General features: G+C 70.2%; 15 protein-coding genes and 2 tRNA genes. 12 read left to right on the top strand and 5 right to left on the bottom strand.

Translation table 11 applies throughout. The features are described 5' to 3' along the window. Positions 1 to 49: 49 nt before the first annotated feature. Positions 50 to 1,534 (bottom strand): amino acid permease, encoded by a 1,485-nt coding sequence (locus ACWGIS_RS05780; RefSeq protein ID WP_453361144.1) that lies wholly within the window; start codon positions 1,532 to 1,534, stop codon positions 50 to 52. 229 nt (positions 1,535 to 1,763) lie between these two features. Between ACWGIS_RS05780 and ACWGIS_RS05775 the strand changes: the two genes are divergently transcribed. Continuing rightward, the gene (locus tag ACWGIS_RS05775) at positions 1,764 to 2,249 is read left to right on the top strand and encodes a ribose-5-phosphate isomerase (RefSeq protein ID WP_453361143.1); all 486 of its coding nucleotides are present in this window, start codon (positions 1,764 to 1,766) and stop codon (positions 2,247 to 2,249) included. A gap of 165 nt (positions 2,250 to 2,414) precedes the next feature. Then, positions 2,415 to 3,224 (top strand): Fpg/Nei family DNA glycosylase, encoded by an 810-nt coding sequence (locus ACWGIS_RS05770; protein ID WP_453361142.1) that lies wholly within the window; start codon positions 2,415 to 2,417, stop codon positions 3,222 to 3,224. A 3-nt stretch (positions 3,225 to 3,227) separates the two neighbouring features. Here the strand turns inward: ACWGIS_RS05770 and ACWGIS_RS05765 are convergent, their stop codons facing one another. After that, complete coding sequence (locus tag ACWGIS_RS05765) at positions 3,228 to 4,457, bottom strand: GNAT family N-acetyltransferase (RefSeq protein ID WP_453361141.1); 1,230 nt, start codon at positions 4,455 to 4,457, stop codon at positions 3,228 to 3,230. 161 nt (positions 4,458 to 4,618) lie between these two features. Between ACWGIS_RS05765 and ACWGIS_RS05760 the strand changes: the two genes are divergently transcribed. Next, positions 4,619 to 5,791 (top strand): PP2C family protein-serine/threonine phosphatase, encoded by a 1,173-nt coding sequence (locus tag ACWGIS_RS05760; protein ID WP_453361140.1) that lies wholly within the window; start codon positions 4,619 to 4,621, stop codon positions 5,789 to 5,791. Between the two features lie 45 nt (positions 5,792 to 5,836). Beyond that, on the top strand, positions 5,837 to 6,292 hold the full coding sequence (locus ACWGIS_RS05755) for an HD domain-containing protein (protein ID WP_453361139.1): 456 nt from the start codon (positions 5,837 to 5,839) through the stop codon (positions 6,290 to 6,292). 15 nt (positions 6,293 to 6,307) lie between these two features. Here the strand turns inward: ACWGIS_RS05755 and ACWGIS_RS05750 are convergent, their stop codons facing one another. Next, the gene (locus tag ACWGIS_RS05750) at positions 6,308 to 7,495 is read right to left on the bottom strand and encodes an acyltransferase family protein (protein ID WP_453361138.1); all 1,188 of its coding nucleotides are present in this window, start codon (positions 7,493 to 7,495) and stop codon (positions 6,308 to 6,310) included. Between the two features lie 614 nt (positions 7,496 to 8,109). On the opposite strand from ACWGIS_RS05750, the gene ACWGIS_RS05745 reads away from it, so the two are divergent. Further along, a complete protein-coding gene (locus ACWGIS_RS05745; protein ID WP_016435177.1) occupies positions 8,110 to 8,304 on the top strand; it encodes a hypothetical protein in 195 nt (64 codons plus the stop codon). A 252-nt stretch (positions 8,305 to 8,556) separates the two neighbouring features. Here ACWGIS_RS05745 and ACWGIS_RS05740 read toward each other — a convergent pair. Further along, positions 8,557 to 8,630, bottom strand: a tRNA-Gly gene (locus tag ACWGIS_RS05740). Between the two features lie 163 nt (positions 8,631 to 8,793). Here ACWGIS_RS05740 and ACWGIS_RS05735 point away from each other — a divergent pair. The 5 genes from ACWGIS_RS05735 to clpX all read left to right on the top strand — a co-directional run bounded on the left by ACWGIS_RS05735 (position 8,794) and on the right by clpX (position 13,979). Beyond that, a tRNA-Pro gene (locus tag ACWGIS_RS05735) sits at positions 8,794 to 8,870 on the top strand. A 215-nt stretch (positions 8,871 to 9,085) separates the two neighbouring features. Further along, a complete protein-coding gene (gene tig / locus ACWGIS_RS05730; protein ID WP_453361137.1) occupies positions 9,086 to 10,471 on the top strand; it encodes a trigger factor in 1,386 nt (461 codons plus the stop codon). Positions 10,472 to 11,124: 653 nt separating this feature from the next. Continuing rightward, positions 11,125 to 11,730 (top strand): ATP-dependent Clp protease proteolytic subunit, encoded by a 606-nt coding sequence (locus ACWGIS_RS05725; protein WP_183116939.1) that lies wholly within the window; start codon positions 11,125 to 11,127, stop codon positions 11,728 to 11,730. A 118-nt stretch (positions 11,731 to 11,848) separates the two neighbouring features. Then, the gene (locus ACWGIS_RS05720; protein WP_453361136.1) at positions 11,849 to 12,529 is read left to right on the top strand and encodes an ATP-dependent Clp protease proteolytic subunit; all 681 of its coding nucleotides are present in this window, start codon (positions 11,849 to 11,851) and stop codon (positions 12,527 to 12,529) included. Positions 12,530 to 12,689: 160 nt separating this feature from the next. Then, positions 12,690 to 13,979, top strand: a complete 1,290-nt coding sequence (gene clpX / locus ACWGIS_RS05715; RefSeq protein WP_358849941.1) for an ATP-dependent Clp protease ATP-binding subunit ClpX — start codon at positions 12,690 to 12,692, stop codon at positions 13,977 to 13,979. Positions 13,980 to 14,048: 69 nt separating this feature from the next. Here clpX and ACWGIS_RS05710 read toward each other — a convergent pair whose 3' ends face one another. Continuing rightward, positions 14,049 to 14,981 carry a hypothetical protein gene (locus ACWGIS_RS05710; protein WP_453361135.1) on the bottom strand — a complete coding sequence of 311 codons (933 nt, stop codon included), beginning with the start codon at positions 14,979 to 14,981 and terminating at the stop codon, positions 14,049 to 14,051. Between the two features lie 136 nt (positions 14,982 to 15,117). Between ACWGIS_RS05710 and ACWGIS_RS05705 the strand changes: the two genes are divergently transcribed. Next, positions 15,118 to 17,748, top strand: coding sequence for a valine--tRNA ligase (locus ACWGIS_RS05705; protein WP_453361134.1), 2,631 nt, complete (start codon positions 15,118 to 15,120; stop codon positions 17,746 to 17,748). Positions 17,749 to 18,018: 270 nt separating this feature from the next. Then, the gene (gene folC / locus ACWGIS_RS05700; RefSeq protein WP_453361133.1) at positions 18,019 to 19,539 is read left to right on the top strand and encodes a bifunctional tetrahydrofolate synthase/dihydrofolate synthase; all 1,521 of its coding nucleotides are present in this window, start codon (positions 18,019 to 18,021) and stop codon (positions 19,537 to 19,539) included. The last annotated feature ends 1 nt before the right edge of the window (position 19,540 follow it).

Raw genomic sequence — 19,540 nt, 5'->3', positions numbered from 1 at the left:
CGCGGTACGCGCCGCGGGGCCCCGTCGTCACATCTCTCGCCGGTCGGCGTCAGGCACCGGCCTCGCCGGGTGCCTCGTCCTGCGGGCGGGCGGCCGCCACCGGGTGCGCGGACCGGCCGGCGCCCGTCTTCTGGCGGATCAGCGCGATCGTGAGGACCACGGCCGCGACGAGGAGCGACAGCAGAACGGTCTCGCGTCCGTCGTGCTCCGTGTCGGTGAGCATGTAGCCGAGCACGAAGACGATCAGCGCGGCGGTCGCCCAGGTGAGGTAGGGGTACAGCCACATCCGCACGACCAGCTTCTCGGGCGCCTCGCGCTCGATGATCTTCCGCATGCGCAGCTGGGAGAAGCAGATCACCAGCCACACGAACAGGGCCACCGCACCGGAGGAGTTGACCAGGAAGAGGAAGACCGAGTCGGGGAACTTGTAGTTGAAGAAGACGGCGACGAAGCCGAACACGACCGAGACGACGATCGCGGTCATCGGCACACCGCGCGCCGTCGTCCGCGCGAACGCCTTGGGCGCGTCCCCGCGCTCACCGAGCGAGAACGCCATGCGGGAGGCCGTGTAGAGGCCGGAGTTGAGGCAGGACAGCACCGAGGTCAGCACGATGAAGTTCATGATCTGGCCGGCGTGCGCGATGCCGAGGGAGTTCAGGGCGGCGACGTACGAGCCGTCCTCCGCGATGGACTTGTCGTTCCACGGGAGCAGCGAGACCACGACGAGGATCGAGCCGAGGTAGAAGACGCCGATCCGCCAGATGATGCTGTTGGTGGACTTGGTGACGGCGCGCTGCGGGTCCTCGGACTCGCCGGCGGCCAGGGTGGCGATCTCGCTGCCCATGAAGGAGAAGACGACCAGCAGCACACCGGTGAGGATCGCGCCGGGCCCGTGCGGCAGGAAGCCGCCGTGCTCGGTCAGGTTGCCGAGCCCCGCCTTGTCCGCGTCGGCCCCGGGCAGTACGCCGAAGACGGCCAGCCCGCCCACCACGATGAACGCGCCGATCGCGACGACCTTGATCCCGGCGAACCAGAACTCGAACTCGCCGTAGGAGCCGACCGACACCAGGTTGGTCGCGGTGAGCACCACCATCACGATGAGCGCCCAGCCCCACTGCGGGACGTCCGGCATCCAGCTTTCGAGGATCTTGGCCCCGGCGGTGGCCTCCACGGCCAGCACCACCACCCAGAAGAACCAGTACAGCCAGCCGATGGAGAACCCGGCCCAGCGGCCGAGCGCGCGGTCGGCGTGCGCCGAGAAGGAGCCCGAGGTGGGATTGGCGGCGGACATCTCGCCGAGCATGCGCATCACGAGCACCACGAGGGTGCCGACGAGGGCGTACGACAGGAGGATGCCCGGGCCCGCGGTGGCGATTCCGGTGCTGGAGCCGACGAAGAGTCCGGCTCCGATGACACCGCCGATGGCGATCATCGACAGGTGGCGGTTCTTCAGTCCGGCCTGGAGTCCGCCACCGGGTTCTCCGGGGCTCTCCGGGCCGTGTCCGGCCTTCGACAGGGTCGGCTGCGAGGTCATGGGACGAATTCCTTTGTGCCGAGCGTGCAGATCTTCCGTACGAGCGGTGTACGGCGCCTCATACGAGCGGTGTACGAGTCGGTCCAGTGAAACGGAGGTCAGGGAATTCGTGAACCTTTGATTCCGGATCGTTACTTGAGGTTTCCCTGAGGTTGTGCGATGTTGCCCGCACTTTTCTCGGGCGGCACCCCGCGAGGCCGGACGGAAACAGACGTGTCACACTCGGACCATGCGCGTGTATCTCGGCTCCGACCATGCCGGTTTCGAACTCAAGAACCACCTCGTCGAGTGGCTCACGGCCGCCGGTCACGAGCCCGTCGACTGCGGACCGCTCATCTACGACGCCCAGGACGACTACCCGCCGTTCTGCCTGCGCGCCGCCCGGCGCACGGCGGAGGACCCGGGCTCCCTCGGCATCGTGATCGGCGGCTCCGGCAACGGCGAGCAGATCGCGGCGAACAAGGTGGCGGGCGTCCGCGCCGCCCTCGCGTGGAGCGAGGAGACCGCAGCGCTGGGCCGCCAGCACAACGACGCCAACGTGGTGTCGGTCGGCGCCCGCATGCACACGCGCGAAGAGGCGACGAAGTTCGTCGAGATCTTCCTGAGCACCCCGTTCTCGGGCGACGAGCGCCACATCCGCCGCATCGACATGCTCTCGGCCTACGAGACCACCGGCGACCTCCCCGAGATCCCCGCCCACCACCCGCAGCAGTAGCCCGCCCGCGGAGCGCCGGACGGAGGCCGACCCGGCCCGTCCGGCGTACCGGGACGAGCATGCCGCGCGACACGGCGGCCCGGGGCGCGCCCCCGGCCGCAGGAGCGGCAGCGGCGAAGGGGCGGCACCCGGCCGCCCTCAGGACGTACGACGCGGGAGGACCCCGTGCCCGAGGGGCACACGATTCACCGGCTGGCCGAGGACTACGCGGCCGCCTTCCGGGGGCGCCGTGTCCGCGTCACCAGCCCCCAGGGCAAGTTCGCGGACGCCGCCGCCCTGCTCGACGGCACCGTCCTGGAGTCCGCCGACGCGCACGGCAAGCACCTCTTCCTCGGCTTCCGGGCGTCCGAGTGGATCCACATCCACCTCGGCCTCTTCGGCCGGGTCGCCTTCGGCCCCGCCCCCGCCCCGCCGCCCACGGACACCGTCCGCCTGCGCCTCGCCGACGACACCTCGTACGTCGACCTGCGCGGGCCGACGACCTGCGCCCTGATCACCGACGCGGGGAAGCAGGCCGTGCACGACCGGCTCGGCCCCGACCCGCTGCGGCCCGACGCCGACCCGGCGCGGGCCTACCGGCGCCTCTCCCGCAGCCGTACGACCGTCGCCGCCCTGCTCATGGACCAGACGGTCGTCGCGGGCGTCGGCAACGTCTACCGGGCCGAGGTCCTCTTCCGGCACGGCATCGACCCCTACCGGCCCGGCAAGGACATCACGCCCGCCGAATGGGACGCGGTCTGGGCCGACCTGACCGCCCTCATGCGCGAGGGCGTCCGCCACAACCGCATCGACACCGTCCGCCCGGAGCACACCCCCGAGGCCATGGGCCGCCCGCCCCGTGTCGACGACCACGGCGGCGAGGTCTACGTGTACCGCAGGGCCGGCCTGCCCTGCCACATCTGTGGCGGCGAGATCCGCACCGCCGGTCTCGCCGCCCGCAATCTCTTCTGGTGCCCGGCCTGCCAGACCCGCTGACCCTCAGAAGCCGTGCGGCAGCCACGGCGCGACCGGCGAGGTGAACCCCGCCGACGCCTCGGCCACCGCGCCCTGGCGCAGCTCCCGCACCAGCCCCGCCCCGGCGAGCGACGCCAGGGACACCCCGCCCAGGTACGCAGACCCCAACTCCCGCACGGTGAGGGCGAGATCGGCCGCGTCCCGGGTCGGCGCGCAGGACGCGCCCTTGGCGTCGCCGGTGAGCCGCCAACGCCCCGTGTTCCAGGGGCAGAACGCGTCCTCCACCTCGAACACCACGTCCACCGGCGCCTGGTAGGTCCGGGCCTCCAGCGCGGCACCGACGTCCACGAGCCGCACGTGCATCGCGTCCCTGGTGCGCATCGCGCAGCGCCGCACGTCGGACACCAGGTACTGCCAGCCGTCGTCCGTCGGACGGCCCTTGGTGCGCAGCGTGGTCGTCAGGTCGATGCCGAGGAGGAACCGCCACAGCGCGGCCCGCACCACCGGGTCGAGCCCCTCCAGGTCCTCCAGGACGACCGTCCCGGCGTGCCCGGCCATCGTCCACTCCGGCTTCACCCGGAAGCGCGTGTAGCCGACGACCTCGCCGTCCCGCTCCGCGACCACGCACTGGAGCGGGGAGGCGCCCTGCCGCTCGCCCTCCGGGTCGAGCAGCGCCACCCGCTCCCAGCCGGGCCGGCGCGCCAGCATTCCCGGACGCAGCGGCACCTGCGCCGCGTACACGGCCTCGCAGGCGTCGAGCACGTCGGCGGGGCGCGCGTACCGCAGGCGTACGTCGTCGGTGCCGGGCGGCACCGACAGCCGTACCCGGGTGGTGTCGATCTCCGCGTTGAGGGCCATCGTGCCGATGCCGTAGCCGAACCGGCCGTAGATCTCCGGCTCCGAGGCGGTCAGCACGGCCACCGGCTCGCCCCAGGAGCGCACGTCGTCCAGCTGGCGCCGCATCATCGACGTGAGCACCCCGCGCCGCCGGTGGGTGGCCGCCACGCTCACCATCGTGACGCCCGCGGCGGGCACGCAGGAGCCGCCGGGGACCGACAGGCGGAAGGTGAACGCGCCCGCGGTGCCCACGCACAGGTCGCCGTCCCAGGCGCCGAGCGAACGGTCGTACTCGGTGAGCACGCTCCACAGTTCGCGCTCCTCGGACGACTCGTCCACCCCGCCGAAGGCGCGCAGCAGATTCCCGTACCAGGCGTCCCACTCGTTCTTCCGCAGCACCCGCACGTCAGTCGTCATGGGCCATGCCTATCAGGACAATGCGGTGCGAGCGAGGGAATTTCGCCCGGGTTACCGGAACCGTTCTTCCGTGAAGTTCCCTGTGAACTTGAGCGCTCGGACGGGGGACAAGTGGGACCTCCCGTGCCAAGGGGCTGGTCCGATGGATAGGGTCCCGAGCAATGGCAGCAGGACGAGAGCGGCGCACGGCCGCCGAGACGTTCCCGGCCCGGTTGAAGAAGCAGTGGCACCGGGCCCGCACCGCCCTGCGCAGATCCGCCGTCGACTACTTCCGCGGAGACGGTTCGGACTGGATCGCGCTGGTCGGCCTGCTCCTGATGATCCCGGTGATCGCGGCCACCACGATGGTCGACTCGGTGTGGTGCTCGCCGTCCGCGCTCGTCCTGCCGATCGTCGCCGGCGGGCTGCTGCTGCGGCCCGCCAGCCTGCTCGGCCTGTACGCCGCCGCGGCCACGGCCCTCATCGTGGAGTCCGTCAAGCTCGGCCCGTACACCCAGGGTCCGTCCCGGGTCACGCCGGGCGTCGTGCTCGTCGTCGCGGCGTGCGGCCTCTTCGGGCTGCTCATCGCCCAGTTCCGCAGCCGGGTCGGTGTGCCCTGGCGGCGCGGCGGCACCATGCTGTTCGACCTGCGCGAGCGCATCCGCGTGCAGAGCAAGCTGCCCCAGCTGCCGCAGGGCTGGCACCGGGAGATGGCGCTGCGGCCCGCGGGCGGGCAGTCCTTCTCGGGCGACTTCGTGGTGGCGGCCCGCACGAACGGCGGGCGGACCCTGGAGGTCGTCCTCACCGACGTCTCCGGCAAGGGCATGGACGCCGGATCGCGCGCGCTGCTCCTGTCGGGCGCCTTCGGCGGCCTGCTCGGCTCGCTGCCGCCGCACGCCTTCCTGCCCGCGGCCAACGGCTACCTCCTGCGCCAGGACTGGGACGAGGGCTTCGCGACCTCCATCCACCTGGTCCTCGACCTGGACTCCGGCGACTACGAGCTGTTCTCCGCCGGGCACCCGCCGGGCCTCCAGCTCAGCGCGGGCAGCGGCCGCTGGGAGGAGAAGGTGGCCGAAGGACCCCTCCTCGGGGTGTACGACGGCGCCCAGTTCGACCCGGTGAAGGGCTCGCTGCGTCCCGGGGACGTCCTGATGCTGTTCACGGACGGGCTGGTGGAGACCGCCGACCGCGACATCGTGGAGGGCATCGACCGCCTCACCGGCGAGGCGGACCGCTATGTCGCGGGCGGTTTCCACGGAGCCGCCTGGCACCTCATCGAGGCGGTGGCCAAGGACGTCAACGACGACCGGGCGCTGCTGCTGATCTGCCGCGACGGGCCCACGGCGGCCCGCTAAGCACTGCCCCGGCGGGGCGGGCGGGCCCTGGGAGACACTGGGGGCGTGACGCAGACTCTCCTGACCCTGGCCGAAGTCGAAGCCCTCGCCCGCACGGCGCACGCCGCGCAGAGCGACAAGGCGGGCCGGCCGTACGCAGAGCACCTCCAGGCCGTGGCGGAGGGGGTGCGCGAGCGCGGCGGCGACGACGAGCAGATGGCGGCGGCCTGGCTGCACGACGCCGTCGAGGACGGCGTCCTCTCCCACGAGTGGCTGAGCGGCGCCGCGCTGACCCAGCGCACGAAGGACATCGTCCTCGCGCTCACCAAGGGCGAGGACGAGCCCCCGGAGTCGTACGCGGCACGCGTCCGCTCGACCCCGGGGGCTCTCGTGGTGAAGGCGGCGGACCTGGCGCACAACGGCGACCCGGCCCGGCTCGCGGCCCTCGACGAGCACACCCGGGCCAGGCTGGCCAAGAAGTACGCCACGATGCGCGCGCTTCTCGGCCTGCCGCCCGCGTGAGGGCCACCGCGGCCGCTACCGGGCCGAGTTGGCCCTGGCGCGCTCGCGGGCGAGCTCCGTGGCGTCCCGCTTGAACGCCCACTCCATCTTCGGCTCCATCGCCCATCGGAACATGCGCTGGACCGGCGGCGTGCACAGCACCGTGATGACCGCGGCCGCGAAGAGCGTCGCGAAGATCTCGCCGTAGGGCTTCTGCAGCCAGGCGTAGCTGTCGTACCAGCCCCAGAAGCGGGAGCCCTTGGCGAGGAAGCCGTGCAGCAGGTAGCCGTACAGCGTGCCCGCGCCCAGCACCGTGAACCACGTCTGCCGGCGCGGCACCCAGGCGAAGAAGCACGAGGTGAGCACCATCGAGCAGCCGAAGAGCGCGAGCGTCATGACGACCCCGGCCCACCACGGCGCACCCAGCTCCTGAGCGCTGTCCCGGTGGTAGAACCAGGCCGAGTTCATCTTCGGCCCGACCCAGTAGGCCACCGCCAGCGCGCCCGCGAAGAGGGGCAGCGACAGCAGCCGGACCTCGCGGCGCCGCATCAGCTGGAAGTACTCGGGCTTCATGAACAGGCCCATGACGAAGAACGGCAGGAACTGGAGCACCCGTTGCAGGTCGAGGTCGTCACCGATGTCGGGCGAGACCGAGGCCAGGACGGCGACGGCGAGCGCGAGCGGTACGGGCCAGCGCACGACCTTCCACAGCGGGGTGGTCAGCCGCCACACGAACAGGGCGACCAGGAACCAGGTCAGGTACCAGGGGTCGAGCAGACTGATCGGGTGCGTCGGGTCGTCGTCCGCGTACCGCTTGAAGAGGGAGTACGCGACCTCGAAGAGCACGTACGGCACGGCGACGCCCGTGACCAGCCGACGGAGCCGGTCGGCGCGCATGTCGAAACTGCGCGAGAAGTAGCCGGAGATGAGGATGAACGCCGGCATGTGGAAGGTGTACACGACCATGTACAGCGCCTCCGCGGCGCGGCTGTGGTCGGTGAGCGGCTCCCAGGCGTGACCCATCGCGACGAGGACGATCGCCAGGTACTTGGCGTTGTCGAAGAAGGCGTCGCGCTGTTTGGCCGGCGGGCCGCCGGGGGAGGCGGTACGGGCGGCCGGCGGTGCCGGGTGGGGCGAGCGCGGACTCGGCACTCCGTCCACCGGCGGCTGTGCCGGGGGGAGCGGCGCTCTGTCGTGGCCGTGCGGACGCAACGAGTTCGTCACAGGCCCTCCCACCAGGAACTCGGCGGGTCGGTCCGTGACCTCGCTGCACTTGCGGGGGACGAGGCAGCGTGGAACATCTGAGGCACCCTAGCGTTGTCTGCGGGATTACGTAAAACCCCTGGGTGTGATTACTGCTTTCGCCTGCGCATACCCCCGATTCGGCGAAGCCAACATACGAATCCGAACACAGTCCGATCATCGATCGGCAGAACCTGTCCGCCCGTTGTGTCCCGCTTCATCCTGACTAAATGGTGCATAACACTCGCGGCCGACTCCTGTGGAATGTCCGTTTCCGGTTGCTTCCCTTGCCCGCGTTCGGCGCTCCGGGTGTGCCCGCTCCGACAATTCGAATTACCTGCGAACAGGATGTGTGGGCATGGAAACGATCACGCTCAATTCCTGATGCGGAGTCATCCTCGAATTGCCGTACGGGCAGCCTGCGCCGGGTCCCGTGGGGCCCGTGCGGCGACGCGGCCTCCAGGTCTCCTCGACCGACGTTGCCTCACCAGCCGCATACCGTGGGCCTGTTGGTGGCACGATGGACCTGGCGGGGGTGCGCGGGGCTGGCGCTCCCGGGCCGGGAGAGCGGAACCGACCGTAGGGTGTGATCAGTTGTGGCCATTTCGCTGTCAGTGGTGCTGCTGTTGGCGATCATCCTGGTGGTGTTGATCCGGGGGGGATCGATCAAGGCGGGGCCCGCCATCGTGGCGGTGCTCTTCGGCTTCTTCCTCGCCTCGACCGGGATGGCTCCGTCCATCAACCGGTTCCTGAACTCGATAGCGGAGACCATCAACTCGATCAGCTTCTGACCGGACCCCCGGTGAGCGGCGCGCGCCCACCGTGACCGCCGCGCGGGTCACGCCGAGCGCCCCCTCCGCGACCCCACACCACGGGAGCCCCCGCGAACCAAGGGACCGCCGCCGAGCCACCGCTCCCGGCGCGGTCCCGCACCACCGCTCACGCATCCGCGCGCCCGGCAGCCCCCTGCGGCGACGGACGGTACCCGGAACACGACAGAGGGCCAGGCCGAGGAGTGATCCTCTGCCTGGCCCTGCGTCATGTGGAGCGGGCGACGGGAATCGAACCCGCGTAGCTAGTTTGGAAGACTAGGGCTCTACCATTGAGCTACGCCCGCACGGCTCGCGCCGCAGGTCAGTGACCGCGGCACAGAAGGCATCGTAGCGGGTCGCACCCACTCGTGGCACACCCGTCACGCACTTCTCCCGCCGGCGCCGCGCACGCGGCGGAAAGGGGCCCGCCGCCGGGCCTGCGGGCATGTACCCTACGTGTCGCACCGACGGGGTGTGGCGCAGCTTGGTAGCGCGTCCGCTTTGGGAGCGGAAGGCCGTGGGTTCAAATCCCGCCACCCCGACCACCTGGATCTTCGTCAGGACGGCTGGTTCCGGCAGGGAACGCCGGGGATCCCGCGATCTCCTTTTGGGGCGTGTACCGCCTGCGGCTAGTATGCAAACTGCGCGCCCGTATGTCTGCACTGTCATGTCTCGCAAGGGCCGCGAATCCCCAGAGGCTCTGCCCGACCGGCAGAGGCACGCAGAACCCCCAAGAAGTCAGCCACAAGGAGACCGAACCGTGAAGAGCGCCGTGGAGACCCTGAACCCGACTCGGGTTCGGCTCACTGTCGAGGTGCCCTTCGAGGAGCTCAAGGACAGCCTCGACGCGGCGTACAAGAAGATCAACCAGCAGGTCACGGTGAAGGGGTTCCGGAAGGGCAAGATCCCGGCGCGCGTCATCGACCAGCGGTTCGGTCGTGGCGCCGTGCTCGAGGAAGCCGTCAACGACGCGCTCCCGAAGTTCTACACCGAAGCGGTCAACGAGGCTGAGCTGAACGTCCTCGGCCAGCCCGAGGTCGACATCACCGAGCTGAAGGACGGCGAGACGCTGAACTTCACCGCCGAGGTCGACGTCCGCCCGACCATCGAGATCCCGGACTACTCCGGCATCGAGGTCGAGGTCGACGCCGTCGAGGTCAGCGACGAGGACGTCGAGAAGGCCGTCACCGAGCTGCGCGAGCGCTTCGCCTCGACCTCCCCGGTCGAGCGCGCCGCCCAGGAGGGTGACGTCGTCACCCTCGACCTGGAGGCCAAGGTCGACGGAGAGATCCTGGAGGACGGCGTCGCGTCCGGCGTCTCCTACACCATCGGCTCCGGCGAGCTGCTCGACGGCATCGACGAGGCCGTGACGGGCGTGGAGGCCGGTGGCGAGGCCACCTTCACCTCCGAGCTCAAGGGCGGCTCGGCGGCCGGCAAGGAGGCCGAGGTCACCGTCAAGGTCACTCAGGTCGCCGCCCGCGAACTGCCCGAGCTGGACGACGACTTCGCGCAGCTCGCGTCCGAGTTCGACAACCTCGACGAGCTCAAGGCCGACAGCCGCAAGCGCCTCGAGAACATGAAGCAGTACGACCAGGCCACGCAGGCCCAGGAGCGTGTCCTGGAGAAGCTGCTCGAGCTGGTCGAGGTCCCGGTCCCCGAGAAGCTCCTCGCGGACGAGATCCAGACCCGCAAGCACAACCTCGAGCACCACCAGCTCGGCCAGATGGGCCTCGACCTCGCGAAGTACCTGGAGATCCAGGGCAAGACCGAGGAAGAGTTCGACGCCGAGACCGAGGAAGCCGCGGTCAAGGGCATCAAGACGCAGTTCGTCCTCGACGAGCTCGTCAACAAGGAGAAGCTGAACGTCAACCAGGAGGAGCTCACCGAGCACCTCATGCGGCGCGCCGCCTCCTCCGGCATGTCCCCCGACCAGTTCGCCCAGGCCGTCGTCGAGGGCGGCCAGGTCCCGATGCTGGTCGGCGAGGTCGCCCGCGGCAAGGCCCTCGCGGTCGTCGTCGAGGCCGCCACGGTCAAGGACACCAACGGCGAGATCGTCGACCTGGACGACGAGGACGAGACGGCCGAGACCGTCGAGGCCCCCGCCGAGTCCACGGAGACCCCCGCCGAGGACAAGCCCGAGGCCTGACCCTCACCAGCACACCAAGCCGGGCCCCCAGGACATCCACGTCCCGGGGGCCCGTCGCGGCATAAAGGGCACGACACACGCGCCCGAGGGCCCGCAGGGCCCGTTCAGGGGCGCGAGGAACTGCGCGCTCAGCCCAGTACAGCCGGCACCCGCCGACGCCCCGAGCCCGGCAGACGCGCGCCCGAGGGCCCGCAGGGCCCACAGGGCCGTCCAGGGGCGCGAGGAACTGCGCGCCCAGCCCAGTCCGGCCGGGACTCGCCGACGAACCGGACCCGGCAGACGCCCCCGCGGGGACCCGCAGGGCCCCTCCAGGCACGCGGGAGAGAAACTGGGCGCCCGCCCAGGACACCCCGCACCCGCCGACGACCCGGCACACGGCACACACCCCCGCGACGCCGAAGGGGGCCGACGGTTCCCCCACCCCAGGGCCACCGAACCCCCGATCAAGCCAGCGCAGCGCATGCGCTCACAGCGAACAGTTCCGTCTGCGGGATTCTCCGGAGGGACCCGCGCGTTAGGGTCCATGAATACGAGGGCAGGGGAGTCCCCGAAGCCGCCCCGGGGCGGTGCGGGTGGGGCCCCAGGCCTGAGCAGAAGACGTGAGACGGCCCGGCGCCGTCGCAAGACGAGCAGGTGGATACGTGACGAATCTGATGCCCACAGCTGCCGGCGACCCCATCGGTGGTGGCCTCGGCGACCAGGTCTACAACCGACTGCTCGGCGAGCGAATCATCTTCCTCGGCCAGGCGGTCGACGATGACATCGCCAACAAGATCACGGCGCAGCTGCTGCTCCTTGCCTCCGACCCGGACAAGGACATCTACCTCTACATCAACAGCCCCGGCGGCTCGATCACGGCCGGCATGGCGATCTACGACACCATGCAGTACATCAAGAACGACGTGGTGACGATCGCCATGGGCATGGCGGCCTCGATGGGCCAGTTCCTGCTCAGCGCCGGCACCCCCGGCAAGCGCTTCGCCCTGCCGAACGCCGAGATCCTGATCCACCAGCCCTCCGCCGGCCTCGCGGGCTCCGCGTCGGACATCAAGATCCACGCCGAGCGGCTGCTGCACACCAAGAAGCGGATGGCGGAGCTGACCGCCTTCCACACCGGCCAGAGCGTGGAGCAGATCACCCGCGACTCCGACCGTGACCGCTGGTTCGACCCGATCGAGGCCAAGGAGTACGGCCTCATCGACGACATCATGCCCACCGCAGCCGGCATGCCGGGCGGCGGCGGCACCGGGGCGGCGTAACAGGCTCGGGCCGGTGCGGGCCGACGTACGCGGCACCCGCCGCCGTACGCCGGCGCGTGAGCCCCTCGAGCCCCCCAGTCGACGCCTCAGCCCCTTTCAGGCTTCCAGGAGACACAGAGTGAACGACTTCCCCGGCAGCGGCATCTACGCCCGCACGCAGGCCGAGTACACCGGTCCTCGTGCTGAGTCCCGCTACGTCATCCCGCGCTTCGTCGAGCGCACCTCGCAGGGCGTGCGTGAGTACGACCCGTACGCGAAGCTCTTCGAGGAGCGCGTGATCTTCCTCGGCGTGCAGATCGACGACGCCTCCGCCAACGACGTCATGGCGCAGCTGCTGTGCCTGGAGTCGATGGACCCCGACCGCGACATCTCGGTCTACATCAACAGCCCCGGCGGCTCCTTCACGGCGCTCACGGCCATCTACGACACGATGCAGTTCGTGAAGCCGGACATCCAGACGGTCTGCATGGGCCAGGCCGCCTCCGCGGCCGCCATCCTGCTGGCCGCCGGTACGCCGGGCAAGCGCATGGCCCTGCCGAACGCCCGCGTGCTGATCCACCAGCCGTACAGCGAGACGGGCCGCGGCCAGGTCTCGGACCTGGAGATCGCCGCCAACGAGATCCTCCGGATGCGCGGTCAGCTGGAGGACATGCTGGCCAAGCACTCCACCACGCCGATCGACAAGATCCGCGAGGACATCGAGCGCGACAAGATCCTCACGGCCGAGGACGCGCTCTCGTACGGCCTGATCGACCAGATCATCTCCACCCGGAAGATGAACAACTCGGCGGTTGCCTGACGCGACGCTGTATCGTCTGCCGCTCCTTGGCACGGAGCACGTCAAAGTGAACCGTGCCAAGGGGGGCCCGAACGGGGGTCCCGGCAAGGTACCGTCGGACATAAGGCAGCACCAGGAGCCGTCGAACCCAGGCGACTCCCAGGCGAAGGGGAAGCACACCGTGGCACGCATCGGTGACGGCGGCGATCTGCTCAAGTGCTCGTTCTGTGGCAAGAGCCAGAAGCAGGTCAAGAAGCTCATCGCAGGCCCCGGTGTGTACATCTGCGACGAGTGCATCGACCTCTGCAACGAGATCATCGAGGAAGAACTCGCGGAGACGAGCGAGGTCCGCTGGGAGGAGCTCCCCAAACCGCGGGAGATCTACGAGTTCCTCGAGGGGTACGTCGTGGGCCAGGAGGCCGCCAAGAAGGCGCTCTCGGTCGCGGTGTACAACCACTACAAGCGGGTCCAGGCCGGGGAGAACGGCGGGGCGCAGGGCCGTGACGACGCCATCGAGCTGGCGAAGTCGAACATCCTGCTGCTGGGCCCGACGGGCTCCGGCAAGACCTTGCTCGCCCAGACCCTGGCCCGCATGCTGAACGTCCCGTTCGCCATCGCCGACGCGACGGCGCTGACGGAGGCCGGGTACGTCGGCGAGGACGTCGAGAACATCCTGCTGAAGCTGATCCAGGCGGCGGACTACGACGTCAAGAAGGCCGAGACCGGCATCATCTACATCGACGAGATCGACAAGGTCGCCCGCAAGAGCGAGAACCCGTCGATCACCCGCGATGTCAGCGGCGAGGGCGTGCAGCAGGCCCTGCTGAAGATCCTGGAGGGCACCACCGCCTCGGTCCCGCCGCAGGGCGGCCGCAAGCACCCCCACCAGGAGTTCATCCAGATCGACACGACGAACGTGCTGTTCATCGTGGGCGGTGCCTTCGCGGGCCTGGAGAAGATCATCGAGTCCCGGGCCGGCGCCAAGGGCATCGGCTTCGGCGCGACGATCCGCTCCAAGCGCGAGATCGAGTCCAAGGACCAGTTCGAGGCCGTCATGCCGGAGGACCTGGTGAAGTTCGGGATGATCCCCGAGTTCATCGGCCGGCTCCCCGTCATCACCTCGGTCCACAACCTCGACCGCGAGGCGCTCCTCCAGATCCTGGTGGAGCCGCGCAACGCGCTGATGAAGCAGTACCAGCGCCTCTTCGAACTCGACGGTGTGGAGCTGGAGTTCGAGCGCGAGGCCCTGGAGGCCATCGCCGACCAGGCCATCCTCCGCCAGACCGGCGCGCGCGGACTGCGCGCCATCATGGAAGAGGTCCTGATGTCGGTGATGTACGAGGTCCCGTCCCGCAAGGACGTGGCCCGAGTCGTCATCACCGCGGACGTCGTTCACTCGAACGTGAACCCGACGCTGATCCCGAGGGACGCGCGCAACGGCCGCGGCCCGGGAGAGCAGAAGACGGCGTAGTCCGCCGCGGTACGCGCAGTGAAGAGGCCCCGGTCGGACGACCGGGGCCTCTTCACTGCGGTGAGCGCGTCAGATCTTGACGCGCACGTCGTTGCGGAGCTTCGCGGCGAGGTCCGCCGTGTTCTCCATCGAGCCGCCCTTGCCGGTGGCGAACGTGCTCAGGTCGAGCGCGAACACGGAGGCGACCGTGCTGTGGTCGGCCCAGATGCACAGCGGCATCTTCACTGTCTTCGGGGTACTGCTCGTGCTCGACTTCTCGTTGTTGGTGATCTCGGTCTCCTGGCACTTCAGGATGCCGTTCTTGAAACCGTCCGGGGTGAACTCCTGCGGGCTGCCGAGGAGCTTGCCCGTGCTGGCGTCGCCGCTCTGGTCCTTCTCCGACTCGGACTTGGCCTTGGCGAACATGGCGTCGACGACCCCCTCCGGGTCGTCGATGGTGCCGTACACGCCACTGAACGAGAGGTTCTTACCGGTCAGACCGCTGCCGCTGGAGTAGCCGGCGCTGACGTCCTTGGCGTCCTTCACGCCCCACTTCTCGAAGTCCTTGAGGTCTTCCTCGGACGTCGGGCTGGACGATCCCTTGCTCTTCTTGTACGAGCCGTCGAGCACCTTGGCCGGCGTCGTCAGCTTGTGGGGGCCGTCGTCCGCGACGGACGAGGAGCCGCCGCCCGACCCGAGCACGAAGTACGCGCCGACGGCTATCGCCGCCACGACCGCCACCGCGCCGATGACCAGGCCGGTCTTCTTCTTGCCCCCGGCCGGGGCGGGCGGCTGCGGCGCGCCGTAGGGCTGCTGGCCGTACGGCTGCTGGGGCGGAACGCCAGGAGGAGCCTGCTGCGGATAGCCGTAGCCGGGCTGCTGGGGAGCCTGCTGCGGGTAGCCGTAGCCGGGCTGCGGCGCCTGCGGCTGCTGACCGTAGGGCCCGGGCTGCTGGGGCTGCTGACCGTACGGTCCGGGCTGCTGAGGCTGCCCGCCGTACGGGCCCGGCTGGTTGTAGCTCATTACTGGGTTCCCCTCCGGATACTCATCTGTTCCGAACATCCTGGCGCAAGGTCGTACGCGGAAGGGCGCCGGGGGCCTCACCGTTACTGAAGAATCCCGTTTCGGGACGGGCCCGTGACACCTCTAAACTGGCTCCGTGACCGACAACGCTCAGCAGCAGCCGCCAGCATCCACTCCCGAACTGCCGACCCAGTACGCGCCGGCCGAGGTAGAGGGGAAGCTGTACGAGCGCTGGGTGGAGCGGGGCTATTTCACCGCGGACGCCAAGAGCGACAAGCCTCCGTACACCATCGTCATCCCGCCGCCGAACGTGACCGGCTCCCTGCACCTGGGCCACGCCTTCCAGCACACGCTCATGGACGCCCTGACGCGCCGTAAGCGCATGCAGGGATTCGAGGCGCTGTGGCTGCCCGGCATGGACCACGCCGGTATCGCCACCCAGAACAAGGTCGAGCAGCAGCTCGCCGAGGAGGGCAAGTCCCGCCAAGACCTGGGGCGCGAGGAGTTCGTCGAGCGCGTCTGGCAGTGGAAGGAGGAGTACGGCGGCAAGATCCTCGGGCAGATGCGCCGGCTCGGCGACGGCGTGGACTGGTCGCGTGAGCGGTTCACCATGGACGAGGGCCTGTCCGAGGCCGTCCAGACCATCTTCAAGCGGCTGTTCGACGACGAGCTGATCTACCGCGCCGAGCGCATCATCAACTGGTGCCCGCGCTGCCTCACCGCGATCTCCGACATCGAGGTCGAGTACCAGGAGGACGACGGCGAGCTCGTCTCCATCCGGTACGGCGAGGGCGACGAGACGCTCGTGGTCGCCACCACCCGCGCCGAGACGATGCTCGGCGACACCGCCGTCGCCGTCCACCCCGACGACGAGCGCTACCGTCACCTCGTCGGCAAGCGGATCAAGCTGCCGCTGACCGACCGCACCATCCCCGTCGTCGCGGACACGCACGTCGACCCCGAGTTCGGCACCGGCGCCGTGAAGGTGACCCCCGCCCACGACCCGAACGACTTCGCGATCGGCCAGCGCCACGGCCTGGAGTCGATCACGGTCATGGACGAGCGGGCGGTCATCACCGTCCACGGCCCGTTCCAGGGACTCGACCGCTACGAGGCCCGTTCCGCCATCGTCGGCGCGCTGCGCTCGCAGGGCCGGATCGTCGCCGAGAAGCGCCCGTACGTCCACTCGGTGGGCCACTGCTCGCGCTGCCGGACGACCGTCGAGCCGCGCCTGTCCATGCAGTGGTGGGTCAAGGTCGCCCCGCTCGCGAAGGCGGCCGGCGACGCCGTCCGGGACGGGCGCGTCGCGATCCACCCCGCCGACATGTCGAAGCGCTACTTCGACTGGGTCGACAACATGCACGACTGGTGCATCTCACGGCAGTTGTGGTGGGGCCACCGCATCCCCGTCTGGTACGGGCCCGAGGGCGAGGTCGTCTGCGTCGGCCCCGACGAGGAGCCGCCCGGCACGGAGGCCGAGGGCTGGACCCAGGACACCGACGTCCTGGACACCTGGTTCTCCTCGGGCCTGTGGCCGTTCTCCACGCTCGGCTGGCCGGAGCGCACCCCGGACCTGGAGAAGTTCTACTCCACCGACGTCCTGCTCACAGGACACGACATCATCTTCTTCTGGGTCGCCCGGATGATGATGTTCGGCCTGTACGCGATGGACGGCGAGGTCCCCTTCAAGACCATCGCGCTCACCGGCCTGGTCCGCGACGAGCGCGGCAAGAAGATGTCGAAGTCCTTCGGCAACGTGGTGGACCCGCTCGACTGGATGGACGCGTACGGCTCCGACGCCGTCCGCTTCACCCTGGCCCGCGGCGCCAACCCCGGTACGGACGTGCCGATCGGCGAGGACTGGGTCCAGGCCTCCCGCAACTTCGCCAACAAGATCTGGAACGCCACGCGGTTCGCCCTGATGAACGGCGCGACGGTCGAGGGCCCGCTGCCCGACGCCTCGCAGATGTCCGCGACGGACCGCTGGATCCTGTCCCGGCTGAACAAGACGGTCGCCGAAGTCGACGCGCTCTACGAGGACTTCCAGTTCGCGAAGCTCTCCGACGCCCTCTACCACTACGCGTGGGACGAGGTGTTCGACTGGTACGTCGAGCTGTCCAAGACTACGTTCATGGGCGGCGGCGAGGCGGCCAAGGTCTCCGGACGGGTTCTCGGCGAGGTCCTGGACGTCACGCTGCGGCTGCTCCACCCGGTCGTCCCGTTCGTCACGGAGACCCTGTGGACGACCCTCACCGGCGGTGAGTCCGTCGTGATCGCCGACTGGCCGAAGGACAGCGGCTTCCGCGACGACGCCGCCGAGCGGGAGATCGAGACGCTCCAGCAGGTCATCACCGAGGTCCGCCGCTTCCGCGCCGACCAGGGTCTCCAGCCCGGCCAGCGCGTCCCGGCCCGGCTGACCCTCGACGGGACCGCACTGGCCCCGCACGAGGCGGCCATCCGCCAGCTGCTGCGCCTCCAGCCGGAGGGCGAGGAGTTCACGGCCACGGCGACCCTGCCGGTCGGGGGAGCGCAGGTCGCGCTCGACCTCTCCGGCACGATCGACGTCGCCGCGGAGCGCAAGCGGCTGGCCAAGGACCTCGCCGCCGCCGAGAAGGAGAAGGCCCAGGCGACCGCCAAGCTCGGCAACGAGGCGTTCCTCGCCAAGGCCCCGGACAACGTGGTCGAGAAGATCCGCACCCGCCTCGCCAAGGCGGACGAGGACATCGCCCGCATCGGGACCCAGCTGGACCGGCTCCCCCAGGCGTAACCGCCCCACCCCCCGAGAAGGGCCCCCGATGCCGTCACGGCACCGGGGGCCTTCCCCTGTCCGACCCCCGCCCCCTGACGGTGGGCACCGCCCGGCCCCTCGGGCGCTCCGCCCCGGCCCCCGGAGACTCCGCCCCGGCTCCCGCCCCGACCCCCGGGTTCCTGCGGTGGGCTCCGCCCGGGCCCTCGCCACCCCCAGTCCGCGGTGCCGCTTCCCGTCCGGCGTGCGCCCCCGCGTCGCCTGTCGGTGCGGCTCCGTAGACTGGGCTCCGTGAGTGAGCTCCCCCCGCACGACGACAGCAGCGAGTCCGATCCCCTCGATTCCTTCGACGAGATCGTCGCGCACGAGACCGAGCGCGACCCGGACCTCGCGGTGATCGAGGCCGGCAGCCGCACCCTGCGCACCCAGGGCGGCGTGCCGCAGCCGGACGTACCGGCGCGCCCGGCCGACCCCGAGACGGACAAGGCGCTGCGCGAGGTCGAGGCCGAGCTCGCCACGCGCTGGGGCGAGACGAAGCTGGAGCCGTCCGTCGACCGCATCAGCGCGCTGATGGACGTCCTGGGCGAGCCGCAGCGCGCGTACCCCGCCATCCACATCACGGGCACGAACGGCAAGACGTCCACGGCCCGCATGATCGAGGCGCTGCTCGGCGCCTTCGAGCTGCGCACCGGCCGGTACACCAGCCCCCACGTGCAGTCCGTCACCGAGCGCATCAGCCTGGACGGCGCGCCGGTCTCCGCCGAGCGGTTCATCGAGACGTACGAGGACATCAAGCCCTACGTCGAGATGGTCGACGCCCGGCAGGAGTACCGCCTGTCCTTCTTCGAGGTGCTGACCGGCATGGCCTACGCGGCCTTCGCCGACGCGCCCGTCGACGTGGCCGTGGTGGAGGTGGGGATGGGCGGCAGCTGGGACGCCACCAACGTCATCGACGGCGCCGTCGCCGTGATCACCCCCATCGACCTGGACCACACGGACCGGCTCGGCTCCACGCCCGGCGAGATCGCCCAGGAGAAGGGCGGCATCGTCAAGCAGGGCGCCACCGTGATCCTGGCCCAGCAGCCGGTCGACGCGGCCCAGGTGCTGCTGAAGAGGGCCGTCGAGGTCGACGCCACGGTGGCCCGGGAGGGCCTGGAGTTCGGCGTGGTCGGGCGCCAGGTCGCCGTCGGCGGCCAGCTGCTCACCCTGCGCGGGCTCGGCGGGGAGTACGAGGAGGTCTTCCTCCCGCTGCACGGCGCCTACCAGGCGCACAACGCGGCCGTGGCGCTCGCCGCGGTGGAGGCGTTCTTCGGGGTGGGCTCCGCGCACTCCCAGGGCCTCGACATCGACACCGTCCGCAAGGCGTTCGCCTCGGTCACCGCGCCGGGCCGGCTGGAGATCGTCCGCCGTTCGCCGACCGTCGTCCTGGACGCCGCGCACAACCCGGCGGGCGCCCGCGCCACGGCCGAGGCCGTCAGCGAGGTCTTCGACTTCAGCCGGCTGATCGGCGTGGTCGGCGCGAGCGGCGACAAGAACGTGCGCGAGCTCCTCGAGGCCTTCGAGCCGATCTTCGCCGAGGTCGTGGTCACCCAGAACTCCAGCCATCGCGCGATGGACGCGGACGAACTGGCCGGTATCGCCGTCGAGGTGTTCGGCGAGGACCGCGTCCAGGTGGAGCCGCGCCTGGACGACGCCCTGGAGGCCGCGATCACCCTCGCGGAGGAGGAGGGCGAGTTCGCCGGCGGCGGCGTCCTCGTCACCGGTTCCGTCATCACCGTCGGCGAGGCCCGACTGCTCCTCGGGAGGGGCTGAC

This window comes from Streptomyces sp. NPDC054842, assembly GCF_053611025.1.
The sequence above is the reverse complement of the archived record's forward strand: the minus strand, read 5'-3'. Positions and strand labels throughout refer to the sequence as shown.